12 protein-coding genes are annotated in these 12,972 nt (G+C 65.1%); 2 read left to right on the forward strand and 10 right to left on the reverse strand.

Annotated elements, in window-relative coordinates:
- Positions 1-53: 53 nt before the first annotated feature.
- Positions 54-1,253 (forward strand): glycine C-acetyltransferase, encoded by a 1,200-nt coding sequence (gene kbl / locus ASG75_RS03885; protein ID WP_056385878.1) that lies wholly within the window; start codon positions 54-56, stop codon positions 1,251-1,253.
- Between the two features lie 6 nt (positions 1,254-1,259).
- Here the strand turns inward: kbl and ASG75_RS03890 are convergent, their stop codons facing one another.
- The 3 genes from ASG75_RS03890 to ASG75_RS03900 form a co-directional block, all read right to left on the reverse strand.
- The gene (locus ASG75_RS03890) at positions 1,260-2,033 is read right to left on the reverse strand and encodes a pseudouridine synthase (RefSeq protein WP_056385880.1); all 774 of its coding nucleotides are present in this window, start codon (positions 2,031-2,033) and stop codon (positions 1,260-1,262) included.
- A 123-nt stretch (positions 2,034-2,156) separates the two neighbouring features.
- A complete protein-coding gene (locus ASG75_RS03895; protein WP_056385882.1) occupies positions 2,157-3,278 on the reverse strand; it encodes an OmpA family protein in 1,122 nt (373 codons plus the stop codon).
- A 363-nt stretch (positions 3,279-3,641) separates the two neighbouring features.
- Positions 3,642-5,093: a bifunctional 2-methylcitrate dehydratase/aconitate hydratase gene (locus tag ASG75_RS03900; RefSeq protein WP_056385884.1), complete on the reverse strand. Its 1,452-nt coding sequence runs from the start codon at positions 5,091-5,093 to the stop codon at positions 3,642-3,644.
- Positions 5,094-5,377: 284 nt separating this feature from the next.
- Here ASG75_RS03900 and ASG75_RS03905 point away from each other — a divergent pair, with 284 nt between their 5' ends.
- Positions 5,378-6,064, forward strand: coding sequence for a TerC family protein (locus tag ASG75_RS03905; protein WP_056387003.1), 687 nt, complete (start codon positions 5,378-5,380; stop codon positions 6,062-6,064).
- A 42-nt stretch (positions 6,065-6,106) separates the two neighbouring features.
- On the opposite strand, the gene ASG75_RS03910 is transcribed toward ASG75_RS03905, so the two are convergent.
- The 7 genes from ASG75_RS03910 to prpB form a co-directional block, all read right to left on the reverse strand.
- Positions 6,107-7,495 carry an acetate kinase gene (locus tag ASG75_RS03910; protein ID WP_056387005.1) on the reverse strand — a complete coding sequence of 463 codons (1,389 nt, stop codon included), beginning with the start codon at positions 7,493-7,495 and terminating at the stop codon, positions 6,107-6,109.
- A 64-nt stretch (positions 7,496-7,559) separates the two neighbouring features.
- Positions 7,560-8,078 (reverse strand): hypothetical protein, encoded by a 519-nt coding sequence (locus tag ASG75_RS03915; RefSeq protein ID WP_056385885.1) that lies wholly within the window; start codon positions 8,076-8,078, stop codon positions 7,560-7,562.
- Between the two features lie 8 nt (positions 8,079-8,086).
- Entirely contained in the window at positions 8,087-8,791 is a 705-nt protein-coding gene (locus ASG75_RS03920) for a C39 family peptidase (RefSeq protein ID WP_056385887.1), read from the reverse strand.
- Positions 8,788-9,174, reverse strand: a complete 387-nt coding sequence (locus tag ASG75_RS16605; RefSeq protein WP_235580142.1) for a hypothetical protein — start codon at positions 9,172-9,174, stop codon at positions 8,788-8,790. Before ASG75_RS16605 ends, ASG75_RS03920 begins: the two co-directional genes overlap by 4 nt.
- 131 nt (positions 9,175-9,305) lie before the next feature.
- Positions 9,306-10,271, reverse strand: a complete 966-nt coding sequence (locus ASG75_RS03930) for a hypothetical protein (RefSeq protein ID WP_082547486.1) — start codon at positions 10,269-10,271, stop codon at positions 9,306-9,308.
- 436 nt (positions 10,272-10,707) lie between these two features.
- The gene (prpC, locus tag ASG75_RS03935; protein ID WP_056385890.1) at positions 10,708-11,853 is read right to left on the reverse strand and encodes a 2-methylcitrate synthase; all 1,146 of its coding nucleotides are present in this window, start codon (positions 11,851-11,853) and stop codon (positions 10,708-10,710) included.
- 77 nt (positions 11,854-11,930) lie between these two features.
- Positions 11,931-12,815, reverse strand: a complete 885-nt coding sequence (prpB, locus tag ASG75_RS03940; RefSeq protein ID WP_056385892.1) for a methylisocitrate lyase — start codon at positions 12,813-12,815, stop codon at positions 11,931-11,933.
- Positions 12,816-12,972: the final 157 nt, after the last annotated feature.

Below are 12,972 nucleotides of genomic sequence, written 5' to 3' on the forward strand. Positions count from 1 at the left end.
AGCGATCGGCTGGCGTCCTACAATGGCGCTTTGCCCACCGCCGGAATCTCCCCATGAGCTACTCAGCCAAGGCGCGCTACGCCAGCGAACTCGACGCCATCCGCGAACAAGGCCTGTTCAAGGCCGAGCGCATCATCACCTCGCCGCAGTCCGCCGAGATCGAGCTGGAAGGCGGCCGCAGGGTGCTGAACTTCTGCGCCAACAACTACCTGGGCCTGGCCGATCATCCCGAGGTGATCCAGGCCGCCAAGGACGCGCTGGATACGCACGGCTTCGGCATGGCCAGCGTGCGCTTCATCTGCGGCACGCAGGATCTGCACAAGCAACTGGAAGCGAAGATCGCCGCGTTCTTCGGCACCGAAGACACCATCCTCTACGCCGCCTGTTTCGACGCCAACGGCGGCCTGTTCGAACCGCTGCTGGGCGAGGAAGACGCGGTGATCTCCGACGCGTTGAACCACGCCTCGATCATCGACGGCATCCGCCTGTGCAAGGCCAAGCGTTTCCGCTACGCCAACAGCGACATGGCCGACCTGGAGAAGCAGCTGCAGGCGGCCGACGCCGCCGGCGCGCGCACCAAGCTGATCAGCAGCGATGGCGCGTTCTCGATGGACGGCTTCATCGCCAAGCTCGACCAGATCACCGCACTGGCCGCGAAATACAACGCGATGGTGCACATCGACGAGTGCCACTGCACCGGCTTCCTCGGCGACAGCGGCCGCGGTTCGGCCGAGGTCAACGGCGTGATGGACAAGATCGACATCTTCACCGGCACGCTGGGCAAGGCGCTTGGCGGCGCGCTGGGCGGCTTCACCACCGGCCGCAAGGAAGTGATCGAGCTGCTGCGCCAGCGCTCGCGCCCCTACCTGTTCTCCAACTCGCTGCCGCCGCACGTGGTCGCCGCCGCGATCAAGGTGTTCGACATGCTGGCCAGCGCCGGCGACCTGCGCGACAGGCTCAAGGAAAACACCCACTACTTCCGCGAGCGGATGACCGCTGCCGGCTTCGACATCAAGCCGGGCGTGCACCCGATCGTGCCGGTGATGATCTACGACGCGCCGAAGGCGCAGGCGATGGCCACCGCCCTGCTGGAGGAAGGCATCTACGTCACCGGTTTCTTCTACCCCGTGGTGCCGCAGGGCCAGGCGCGCATCCGCACACAGATGAGCGCGGCGCATACCCGCGAGCACCTCGACCGGGCGATCGCCGCGTTCACCAAGGTGGGTCGGAAGCTGGGCGTGATCGGCGGCTGACGGCACTCAGCCTTTGCGGGTATCGAGCGCATCCACTTCGTCCGCACTCAGCTGTCGCCACTGCCCTTTCGCCAGTTCGCCCAGCGCAAGCGATCCGACAGATACCCGGATCAGCCGCAGCACGTCGAAACCCAGAGCAGCCAGCAGCCGGCGGATATGCCGGTTGCGGCCTTCGTCCAGCACTACCTCAAGCCAGGCATTCTTCTCGCCCGCACGCAGCAGCGTGGCCCGGCGCGCCCTCAGCAGGTCGCCGGCATCGTCGATACCCGTCCGCATCGCGGCCAGCACTGCAACATCCGGCTGGCCGGATACCTGTACGTGGTAAGTCTTGTCCAGGTGCGTAGCCGGGTCGGTGATGCCAGCCGCCCAGGTAGTGTCATTGCTTAACAGCAACAGGCCTTCGCTGGCCTTGTCCAGCCGACCGACCGGACCCAGCCACGGCAGGCCGGCAGCCGCCAGCGCGGTGTAGACCGTCGCGCGGCCGTGCTCGTCGGACGCGCTGACCACGAGCCCCCGCGGCTTGTTGAAGGCGACATAGACGCATTCGGCCGGCTTCACCGGATGGCCATCGACGGCGATCTGCTGCCGGTCGATCAAGACCGGGTGATACGGATCGCGGACCACGCGTCCATCCAGGCTGACGCGACCAGCGCGAATCCACTGCTCGGCCTGGCTGCGCGAGCAGGCTCCAAGCTTGGACAGCACGCGCGCCAGCCCATGCCGTGGTGGTTGCGCGGATGCAGCGGAATGGGCGGGGCGAGAAGAAGGCGGGCGGGGCATCACGCTAGCGTATAGGCCGAAGCCGCCGTGCTACAAGAAGACTCATCACGGCATCGGTCGTCGACGAGCAAAAAAAACCCGGCCGAAGCCGGGTTTTTTCATTACTGCGTTGTCGCGGTTCGATTACTGCTGAACCTGCAGTTCCGTACGACGGTTCTGCGCGCGACCGGCGTCGGTCTCGTTGTCGCCGATCGGGTTGCTCTCGCCGTGACCGATCGGGCCTTCCAGACGGCTGGCATCGATGCCATGGCTGGTCAGGTAGTTGTAGACGATCGAAGCGCGACGCTCGGACAGGCTCTGGTTGTACTCGTCGGTACCCTTCGAGTCGGTGAAACCGGCAACCGTCACGTGCACCTGCGGGTAACGCTGCAAGGTGTCGATGGCCTGGTTCAGCACCGCGATCGAATCGGCACTCGGCTCGGCCAGTGACTTCGAGATGTCGGTCTCGCCCTTTTTCGGGCGATCGTACTTGAAGTTCACGCCGCGCAGGTCGATCACGACCTTCTGCGGGCAGCCGTCCGGACCGACGATCGTGCCGGCAGCCGTGCCCGGGCACTTGTCGTCGCAATCGTTGACGCTGTCGCCGTCGCTGTCCATCGTCGAGCAATCAGCCGGCGGCGGAGTCGCCGCAACCGGGGCCGGAGCAGCCGCCGGAGCGCCGAAGCGCGACACGATGCTGAAGCCCAGGAACCAGTCGCCATAGCCGTCCACTTCCGGCTGGGTCTTGTTGTCCCAGTCGTAACGGTAACCGGCTTCGATACGCACGTCGGAGCTGTCGGTGATCGTCTTGGAGACGCCGCCGCCCAGCTCGGCCGCCGGGGACCAGCCGCTGTCGCCACGGCTGTGATGGTTGCTGCCCATCACGCCAGCCAGCAGGTACGGACGCCAGGCGTTCCAGTCACCCGCATAGAAACGCACCGCCGCACCGACATTATTGTTGGCCCAGCTACCACCAGCGTCGGTATCGCGCTTGGTGCGATCGATGAACAAATCAAGCGACGCATTCGACGAAATGAAGCGACCCACGCCCAAGCCGTAATAGAACTGACGGCTATTGGTATTGCGGTCGGTGTCGTTGTAATAACCACCCACGGTCGGCGCGATATACCAGCGACCGTCATAGGACGGGGTGGCCATATCCGAGGTTGCGGTATCGGCGGGAGCAGTGGTGGTGTCCTGCGCATGAACGGCACCTACGCCGCCCAGGGCCAGCGCTATCAGAAAATACAAGCCCTTACGTTTCATCAGGTGTCTCCTCATTTATTAGGTTTCGCGTCCGTTCAACCCCAACCGGAAAATCGCGCGGCAGAACTGAACTACGTCATTCAGAGCTTTTACAGCCCCTGCTTGGCGTTTATGCGACAAGCGGCGGGGATTGTAGCAAAATCGTTAAGCAGGAGGCGCTTCAACAACAATGAAACCATTTGCTGGTGAGGCTTCGTTCAGGAAAGTTCATTAGCTTTGCGCACAATGGAATCCTCCGGATTCGTGCTGACCTGGTACATGCGGCCCTCACGTTTGTCCATTGGTTGAACGACAAGCGGTTGGCAGGGCCGCAGCCTCCACAGCGGCTTCCGTCCCTGCCTTAATTTCCTACTCACATCGTCTTTACAATGTGAAGAGCCCCAGGAAGTGATGCAGAGGCATCGCGTCCAACTGCGCCGGATCCTTCGTCGCAGCCATGATCGCCCTGACCTGATGCGCCGGCAGATGGCCGCGCATGGCTGCTTCGAACTTCTGCAACAGCACCGGAATACCTTCGGCGCGACGTTTGCGATGGCCGATCGGATAATCGATCGAAACCTTTTCGCTGCTGCTGCCGTCCTTGAAGAACACCTGCACCGAATTGCCGATATAGCGCTTGGCGGGGTCGAAGTAATCGCGCGTGAACTGCGGATTCTCGACAACCGTCATCTTGTCGCGCAGCGCGTCGATGCGGGGATCGGCGGCGATGTCGTCGTTGTAGTCGCTGGCCACCAGCCGACCGAAGATCAGCGGCACCGCCACCATGTACTGGATGCAGTGATCGCGGTCGGCGTAGTTCGCCAGCGGGCCGGTCTTGTCGATGATGCGGCAGCCGGCTTCCTGCGTCTCGATGACGATCTTCTCGACCTGGTCGAGCTTGCCTGCAACTTCGCCATGCAGCTTCATCGCGCACTCCACCGCGGTCTGCGCGTGGAATTCGGCCGGGTAGCTGATCTTGAAGAGGACGTTTTCCATCACGTAGCTGCCGAACGGACGTTCGAACTCGAACGGCTTGCCCTTGAACGCCACGTCGTAGAAACCCCAGGTCTTCGCCGACAACGCCGACGGATAGCCGACCACACCGCGATACACCGCATTGATCGCATGAGTCACCGCGCGGCGGCAGGCATCGCCGGCGGCCCAGCTCTTGCGCGGGCCGGTGTTCGGCGCGTGGCGATAGGTGCGCAACGCGCCGTTGTCGATCCAGCTGTGCGACACGGCAGTGGTGATCTGCTCCTTGCTGCCGCCGAGCATCGCGGTGGCCACGGCGGTGGACGCCAGCCGCACCAGAATCACGTGGTCCTGGCCGACCCGGTTGAAACTGTTCAGCAGCGCATAGCAACCCTGGATCTCGTGCGCCTTGATCGCATGGCCCAGCACGTCGCGCACGGTCAGCGGCTGGCCACCTTCGCGCTCCGCCTTGCGGCTGAGGTAATCGCCCACCGCCAGGATGCTGCCGAGGTTGTCCGACGGGTGGCCCCACTCGGCCGCCAGCCAGGTGTCGTTGAAATCGAGCCAGCGGATCTGCGTGCCGATGGCGAACGCGGCCTGCACCGGATCCAGTTCATGACTGGTACCCGGCACGCGCGCGCCGCCTGGCAGCGTGGCGCCTGGCACCAGCGGGCCGAGATGTTTCACGCACTCGGGAAACTTCATCGCCAGCATGGCGGTGCCGAGCGAATCCAGCAGCATGTAGCGCGCGGTGTCGTAGGCCTCCTTCGAATCGATCTGGTAGTCGACGACGTAGTCGGCGATGTCGAGCAGCGGCTGGTCGGGATCGGGACGGACGGCGGAACGGATGTCGTGCGCACTCATGACGGAATCTCGCGGCAGGGGAAACCGCCATTTTAGCCGACTGCGACGGCAAGGATGCCGTGTGCGTCGCTTGACCGCGACCATGCCGCCCGCCGACAATCCCCGCTCACCCAAAAGGGAGTAGTTCCCGCGGCAGGTTCGCCTGCCCCGGTGCGGTGATCGTCAACACGAGCGAGTCCTCGCTCCGGTCATCCGGCAGTTGCCTTGCGAACGAGACTTTTGCGGTGGCCACGGGCCGCGCGCGTCCGTGCCCACTGCATTCTCAGACGCGCATGGAAACCTGCATGGAATTTGGTCCCGACTTTCTCTCCGGCCTGCTGGCCATCATCCTGCTCGATCTCGTACTGGCTGGCGACAACGCCATCGTCATCGCCATGGCCGCCAGCCGCCTGCCCAAGGAACTGCAGAAGAAGGCAGTGTTCTGGGGCACGTTCGGTGCCGTCGCGGTTCGCTTTGCGCTCACCGCCGTCGTCGTCTACTTGCTCAAGCTGCCCGGGTTGATGCTGGCCGGTGGCGTGTTGCTGCTGCCGATCGCCTGGAAACTGCTGAACCACGGCGACGACGAAGGCCCCAACATCAAGGCCGGCAACACGTTCTGGAGCGCGCTGCGCACGATCATCGCCGCCGACGCGCTGATGGGCCTGGACAACGTGCTGGCCATCGCCGGCGCGTCGAAGGGGCACCTGCTTCTGGTCATCCTGGGCCTGCTGATCAGCGTGCCGCTGGTGGTCTGGGGCTCGACCCTGATCCTGAAACTGATCGACCGTTTCCCCATCATCATGTACATCGGCGCCGCTGCGATCGCGATCACGGCCGGGCGCATGATCGCCCACGACCACCTGCTGAGCGGCTGGTTCGATGCGCACAGCTGGGCGAAGTACGGTCTGGACGTGATGGCGGTGATCGGCATCTGCGGCGGCGGCTGGCTGGTGCAGCGGCGACGGCAGCGCCTGAAGCTGTCCGCCAGCTGAGACGCTGCCGGTCGCACTGACACCACGGCGCGGGCACCGCTCTCAGTACGTCATCGGCATCCTGACCGTCACGGTGGCGTCGGGCGTGTCGCGGGTCACCCCCACGCCGAGCGTGAAGTTCATGCTGCGCTTGTCGCTGAAGCGATAGGAGCCGCCGATCAGCAAGGTGCCCAGCACGCTCTTGGCCGATCCGGGTACGGTCTTGCCGTTCTGCTTGGTGATGCCGACGAAACTCTGGTCGTAGCCGATGCTGATCGACGCCTTGTCGTTCAAGGCCAGCCCCATGCCGATGCTGACATCGGCAATGTCGCCCACCCGCACCGTGCCCAGCGGCTCCTTGCCGCCGAGCAGCACGGTGCGGCTGACGTTGTGGCGCGGGAAGTTGTGCAGGTAACTGAGATTGCCGAAGAACACCACCGGGTCGGACGGGTACAACCAGGTCACGCCAGGCTGCAGCGAATAGAAACCCGAACCGGTCGGCAGCTGCAGCGGCAGCCCGGTGCCGGTCGCGTTCTGCACGCAGCGGTTGACGCAATCGGTGGTGACTTCGAACGGATCCCTGCCGGTGCGCGACTTGAAGCGCAACCAGCCCACGTAATACGGCCGGTCCGCGCCGCCGTCGTTGAGCTGGTAACGGGCGGTGGCCTCGATGTCGCCGATGCCGTGGCCACTGGAAGTGAACACCTTGTCGGTGGCGCTGCCGGTGAAGATCTCCCGGCTGATCGTGTCGGTGTGGCCGTAGACATACGGTATTCGCAGCTCCATCTCCAGCCGGTTGCTGAGTCCGTAGCGCAGCGCGACCGCGCCGGTTTGCGTGGTCGTCTTGACCTGGCGCGCGTCGATCAGGCCGATCAGGATCGCCGGGATCACCGTGTAGCCGATCAGCGCAACCCGGTCCGCCGACGAGTAGCCGAATTGATAGGAAGGCTCCACCACCAGCTTGCCACGCGGAGTCAGCACGCCCGGCTGGTTGAAGATCGGCGCCACCGCCGGCGGCCGCTCATCACGCTCGGGCGCCTGCCCCACCGGGCGATCCGGCGTCTGTCCGGCGGCATCGGTGGTCGCGTCGCCAGCCGGCATCGGCAGCGCACTGGCGCCCGGACCGCCCGCGCGGATGTTGCCGGCCCGCTGTTGATCGAGCGTGTCCAGCCCGACCGCTCGCCGCAAGGCGCGGTAATCCGCCTGCTGCGAGGCAAGCTCGCGCTTCATGGCTTCGATCTGCGCGTTCTGGGCGGCGAGTTGGCTGCGCATTTCGGCGATGCGCGCATTCTGCTCGTGCATGCTCTGCCGGAGCACCGCCGACAGTTCGCCCGAGCCGGTCGACGGTGGCACCGCGGGTGACGACGGATCCTGCGCGCTGGCCACTCCGCCGAGCAGCAGCAATCCCGCGCAACCGGTCGAGCACCTGTTTCGCCACGATTTGCGGGACATCATGTTTCCTCGCTGGTCGAAGAGTGCTCGACGGCGGCGCAGGCCGGGTTCCGTCATGTCCGGGTCAATGCCCTAGCGATCCGATCAGGCCGGCCTGCAGGCTTTGCTGCAGGTTCAGATCGCGGAAAGCGAGCTGACTGTTCACCGCGGCATCGATCGTGGTCAGGCTGCGGATGTCCTGGTTGTCGAGGCTGTTCTGGATCACCGTCGCAGCCGTCACCCGGTTGAACGCAGATGTATCGACGCTGTTGCCCGCGCCGTTCTGGATCACGTTGAGCGTGCCCGTGGCGGCAGCCAGGGCGATGGCTTGGTCGGGCGTCATCCGGCCGATGTCCGGCACCTGCACGCTGCTGCTGGCGACCAGGTTGCCGTTGATGTAGACCGCGCGCTCGATGCCGAAGGACGCCAGCAACCCGTTGCCGAAGTCGAACCCGCCGCGGATCGCATCGAGGCGCTGCCCGCTCACGGCAGCCGGCCAGTGCGTCGGCGCTGTCGGCGACTCCTGCGCATGGGCAGCGCCGAGCATCAGCGCCAGGCCGGCCAGCGCGTGGAAGCAGGGAAACTTGATCCGGACAGAATTCATGGCGGCACTCAGATGTCCCCCGGACCACGCTTGGGCAGCGTGATGTTGCCCAGGCCGGTACGGTCGATGACGGAATGGATGGGTGCCATCGGCGCCGCGCGCCAGTCGTCGCGGCTGTTGAATATCGCCAGGGCACGCCGGTTGTGGACCACGAACACCAGGCGGTTCTTCCACGCCGCCTCGAACTGCGCGCGCGGAATCGAACGCGTGCCGCGGGCTGGGTCGCCAAGCAGGACGCGGCCCGCACGCATGCCCTTGATCACCACGAAATGGTGATAACCCTTTTCGTCGATCAGCACGATGGCAGGCAGCCCTTCCTCCTGCAGCTTGTCCAGCGACACCTGGAAACCGTCGGCTTCGAAACCGTTGGCCTGCAGGAAACGCTTGATGTCGAGCAACGAGAAACCTTCCCGGTTGATCTTCGGCTGGTTGCCGTGCGCGTACATCTGCGCAAACGCCTGCTGCTCGTCCACCGGGTAACCGTACTGGTAGGTGAGCAGGGTTGCCACGGCTGCCGAGCCGCAGCTGAAATCGTATTTCTGGCGGATCGTGTTGCGGTAGCGGATTTCTTTCAGGCTGGTGAGATGCAGGCCGTAACTGCCGCCCTGCACGCCAGGCAGCGCGACCGACGATGCCGCCAGCGGCGCCGAAGCCAGCAGCCCGGCGACGAACGCCGGGGCCAGCCAGCACACATGGCGCAACCGGCTCGTCATGGCTGGAACTGCACGTTGAGGATGGTGGCGTTCTGGATCAGCACGCCGTTGCCGGTGTTCTGGATCACCATCGGCACCCCGGCGGCGCCGTTGAAGGCGCCGTTGCCGATCACGTTCGCTCCGGTCACCACATGGTCGACGGTGTTGTTCGCCACCGTGCCGTTCAAGACGATGGTCTCGCTGACTTCGTTGCCGCCACTGGACATCGCCAGGGTCCTGCTGTCCGCGCTGTGGCCCCATCCGTCAAGCCACCCAGGCTGAGCGGAAGCCGTCGCCACGGCGGTTGCCGGGGACTGCGGCGCCGGCTGCGTCGCCGCCGCATTCCACGTCACCGCGCCAAGCAACAGCATCGCGGACCACGACATGAGATTGACTGTTCGCATGATGCTGTCTCCTGTCTCCGTGACGACCGCGTACGACGGGGCATCCGCGGATGCCGATCGCATCGGCATCCGGGACACTCTGCTTGGGAAGCACGGCGGAGCGCCCGGCGCCCCACCGTGCGAGGCTTCAGTCATGGACCAACGTTGAGGTTGGCCTGGACGTTCACGCTCTGCTGGATCAGCGAGCCGACGCCGCTGTTCTGCGCCATGACCGTGACGCCTGCCGCAGCCGCGGCCGCGCCTTCCATGTGGTTGGACATGTCGAACGTGCCGGCATCCACCGTATTCGACCCGCCCGCGCCACCGGTGCCGCCGGCACCGGCGAGGCCATCACCACCAGTCCCGGACGCGCCGCTGCCACCGGCTCCGCCCGTGCCGCCCGCGCTGTCGGCCGCGCCGCTGGCGCCGCCGGTCGAGGTCGCCGCGCCGCTGCCTGCGGTCGCTGCACCACTGGTGCCCGCTCCACCGGCCCAGGTGCCATTGCCGCCAGTCGCCGTTCCTCCGGTGCTGGCCGCCCCGCGCGAGCGGGCCCGCGCATCGGCATAGTTGTCGCCGTTCGAATCGCCGCCTTCCGCGCCGCTGAGCGCACCGACATAACCGCTGTCGGCGCCCGATCCACCGGCGTAACCGCTGCGCGAACGGGCATTTCCGCCGTCACCGCCCGAGCCGCCCCGACCGCCATAGCCGCGGCCGCCGTAGCCGTCGCCGCCGTAACCGCCCTCGCCGCCATTGGCGTTGCCGGTATTCCGCGCGACGTTGCCGATGTCATGCGCGCGGATGTCGGTCACCACACCATCGAGGCGACTGATCGCGATCGCCTTGTTGGTGTTGAACGAGGACGCTATCGACGAACTCGCCGTGCCGCCGTTGTTGGCGGCCGAGCTGCCCTGTCCATTGGCGTAGGCATCGCCGTTGTTGTTGCGCTGACGCGAATGGGTGGAGCTGTCGGTCGAACTGTCAGTGGCTTGAATCTGCACCGCAACGGAATGTCGTTGGGCCGTCGCTCCGGCTGCGCCGGTCTGGGTGTCGTCGGCCAAAGCGGGAAGCGTGAATCCCAAGCCAATGCATATCGCTGTCATTAGAAGAGTCTTTCGCATGTGTGTTCTCCCGAACAATGCGGTGACCCCCTGTTTTTGCCTGCTTTGTAGCAAACCCCTCAAGGCAATTTCCAAGCCATCGGGGTAGCGTCATGCGGGCCGGCGCGATCCCGCGAAAAATCAGCCCTCTGGCGAACAAGCCTGCCGGTGAACTGCAGGTCGGTTCATGCATATGAAGCCGGCAACCGATTCGCCCCTGCAACACGTCTCGTCGCTGTCAGTCCGGCAAACCGCATGGCAGCTCGGCCGGCGACACGAACCCGGACGGAAACAAGATGCTTACACCCTGTAACAGAAGTGATACGGCGGGAGAGCCTCCCGCATATCGGGGCCGAAAGCGACCGGTCGGCGAGTCAGTTCCGGTTCAAGCAATTTTCACCTCGCCGATACGAAAAGGGGGCCGCGCGGCTCCCTTTTCGTATCGGAAAACGTCTGCCTAGCGCTTGTCGATCGGCACGTAGGCCTGGTCTTCCGGACCGGTGTAGTTCGCGCTGGGGCGGATGATCTTGCCGTCCTCGCGTTGCTCGATCACGTGCGCGCTCCAGCCGGAGGTCCGCGCGATCACGAACAGTGGCGTGAACATCGCGGTGGGCACGCCCATCATGTGGTACGCGCTGGCGGAGAACCAGTCGAGGTTCGGGAACATCTTCTTGACCTCGCCCATCACCTTCTCGATCCGCTCGGAGACGTCGAACAGAGTCGGGTTGCCGCCGTCGGTGCACAGCTTGCGCGAGACTTCCTTGATGATCTCGTTGCGCGGGTCGGACACGGTATAAACCGGGTGGCCGAAGCCGATGATGATTTCCTTGCGCTCGACGCGGGCACGGATATCGGCTTCCGCATCATTGGCGTTGCGGTAACGCGCGATGATCTCCATCGCCACCTCGTTCGCGCCGCCGTGCTTCGGGCCACGCAACGCACCGATCGCGCCGGTGATCGCCGAGTAGATGTCCGAACCGGTGCCGGCGATGACGCGGGCGGCGAAGGTCGAGGCGTTGAACTCGTGCTCGGCGTACAGCACCAGCGACTTGTCCAGCGCCTGCGCGTGCAGGTCGCTCGGCTTTTTGCCGTGCAGCAGGTGCAGGAAGTGCGCGGCGATCGAGTCGTCGTCGGTCTGCGTCTCGATGCGCTTGCCGTTGTGGCTGAAATGGTACCAGTACAGCAGCATCGAGCCGAAGCTGGCCATCAGCCGGTCGGCGATGTCGCGCGCACCGGTGACGTTGTGGTCGTCCTTCTCCGGCAGCACGGTGCCCAGCACCGAGCAGCCGGTGCGCAACACGTCCATCGGGTGGGTGGCGGCCGGCAGCAGTTCCATCGCAGCCTTCACCGGTGCCGGCAGGCCGCGCAGGCGCTTCAGCCGCGAGCGGTAGTTGTTCAGCTCGGTCCAGGTCGGCAGCACACCGTGCACCAGCAGGTAGGCCACCTCCTCGAAGCAGCCCTTGGCGGCCAGGTCGTGGATGTCATAGCCGCGGTAGTGCAGGTCGTTGCCACTGCGGCCGACCGTGCACAGCGCGGTATTGCCCGCGGCCACGCCGGACAAGGCGACGGACTTCTTGGCCTTGGGAAGGACTTGCTCGCTCATCGGAAATCTCCAGGGTGCAGGTTTTTTTCTTGGCAGGAGTCCGCAAGCAGGCTCCTGCACGATGACAAGGTGGGTGGTCAGTTTTGCTTCGAGAACAGCGTGTCGAGCTTGTCCTCGTAGGCGTGGTAACCGAGGAAGTCGTACAACTCCTCGCGCGTCTGCAAGGTGTCGATGATGTTCTTCTGCGTGCCTTCGCGGCGCACGATTTCGTAGAAATTGAGCGCGGCCTTGTTCATCGCACGATAGGCGCCGCAGCAGTACAGCGCGATGTCCACACCGGCCTCGCGCAATTCGTCGGTGGTGAAGAACGGCGTGGAGCCGAACTCGGTGAGGTTGGCGAGGATCGGCACCTTCACCGCTGCCTTGAATTTGCGGTAATCCGCCAGCGTCTTCATCGCCTCGGGGAAGATCATGTCGGCACCGGCCTCGACATAGGCGCAGGCGCGCTCGATCGCCGCGTCGATGCCTTCCACGGCGGCCGCATCGGTGCGCGCCATGATCACGAAGCCCGGGTCGGTCCGCGCATCCACCGCTGCCTTGACGCGGTCGACCATCTCCTCCTTCGGCACCACTTCCTTGCCGGGGCGGTGACCACAGCGCTTCTGGCCGACCTGGTCCTCCATGTGCACCGCGGCCACGCCGACACGCTCGAACGAGCGGATCGTGCGCGCGATGTTGAACGCCCCACCCCAGCCGGTGTCGATATCGACCAGTAGCGGCAGCCCGGTGGCGTCGACGATGCGGCGTGCGTCGGTAAGCACATCCTCCATCGTGCTGATGCCGAGGTCCGGTATCCCCAGTGAGTTGGCGGCCACGCCGCCGCCGGACAGGTACAGCGCCTTGTAGCCGACGCGTTTGGCCATCAGGCCGGCGTAGGCGGTGATTGCGCCCATGATCTGCAACGGCTGCTCGGCGGCAAGTTCCGCGCGGAAACGTGCGCCCGGGGATGCTGGCTGTGTCATGTCGCCTCCGTCAAAACGTCTATTTTAGCCTACGTCGGCCCGCTGCCGGGATTGGACCTTTTGGCACCCGTGCCGCGGCCGCAAAAGCGCATCCCGACGGGCTCCATGGCGGTCCGAAAACTCTTGCGTGACGAATCCGCCGCAGCCCCGTACATTC

Source organism: Rhodanobacter sp. Soil772 (assembly GCF_001428385.1).
Taxonomy (GTDB): domain Bacteria; phylum Pseudomonadota; class Gammaproteobacteria; order Xanthomonadales; family Rhodanobacteraceae; genus Rhodanobacter.

What these genes read in the sequence shown, in the direction of transcription:
- kbl (WP_056385878.1), top strand. Translation starts at nt 54, where the DNA reads ATGAGCTACTCAGCCAAGGCGCGCTACGCCAGCGAACTCGACGCCATC.
- ASG75_RS03890 (WP_056385880.1), bottom strand. Translation starts at nt 2,033, where the DNA reads ATGCCCCGCCCGCCTTCTTCTCGCCCCGCCCATTCCGCTGCATCCGCG.
- ASG75_RS03895 (WP_056385882.1), bottom strand. Translation starts at nt 3,278, where the DNA reads ATGAAACGTAAGGGCTTGTATTTTCTGATAGCGCTGGCCCTGGGCGGC.
- ASG75_RS03900 (WP_056385884.1), bottom strand. Translation starts at nt 5,093, where the DNA reads ATGAGTGCGCACGACATCCGTTCCGCCGTCCGTCCCGATCCCGACCAG.
- ASG75_RS03905 (WP_056387003.1), top strand. Translation starts at nt 5,378, where the DNA reads ATGGAATTTGGTCCCGACTTTCTCTCCGGCCTGCTGGCCATCATCCTG.
- ASG75_RS03910 (WP_056387005.1), bottom strand. Translation starts at nt 7,495, where the DNA reads ATGTCCCGCAAATCGTGGCGAAACAGGTGCTCGACCGGTTGCGCGGGA.
- ASG75_RS03915 (WP_056385885.1), bottom strand. Translation starts at nt 8,078, where the DNA reads ATGAATTCTGTCCGGATCAAGTTTCCCTGCTTCCACGCGCTGGCCGGC.
- ASG75_RS03920 (WP_056385887.1), bottom strand. Translation starts at nt 8,791, where the DNA reads ATGACGAGCCGGTTGCGCCATGTGTGCTGGCTGGCCCCGGCGTTCGTC.
- ASG75_RS16605 (WP_235580142.1), bottom strand. Translation starts at nt 9,174, where the DNA reads ATGCGAACAGTCAATCTCATGTCGTGGTCCGCGATGCTGTTGCTTGGC.
- ASG75_RS03930 (WP_082547486.1), bottom strand. Translation starts at nt 10,271, where the DNA reads ATGCGAAAGACTCTTCTAATGACAGCGATATGCATTGGCTTGGGATTC.
- prpC (WP_056385890.1), bottom strand. Translation starts at nt 11,853, where the DNA reads ATGAGCGAGCAAGTCCTTCCCAAGGCCAAGAAGTCCGTCGCCTTGTCC.
- prpB (WP_056385892.1), bottom strand. Translation starts at nt 12,815, where the DNA reads ATGACACAGCCAGCATCCCCGGGCGCACGTTTCCGCGCGGAACTTGCC.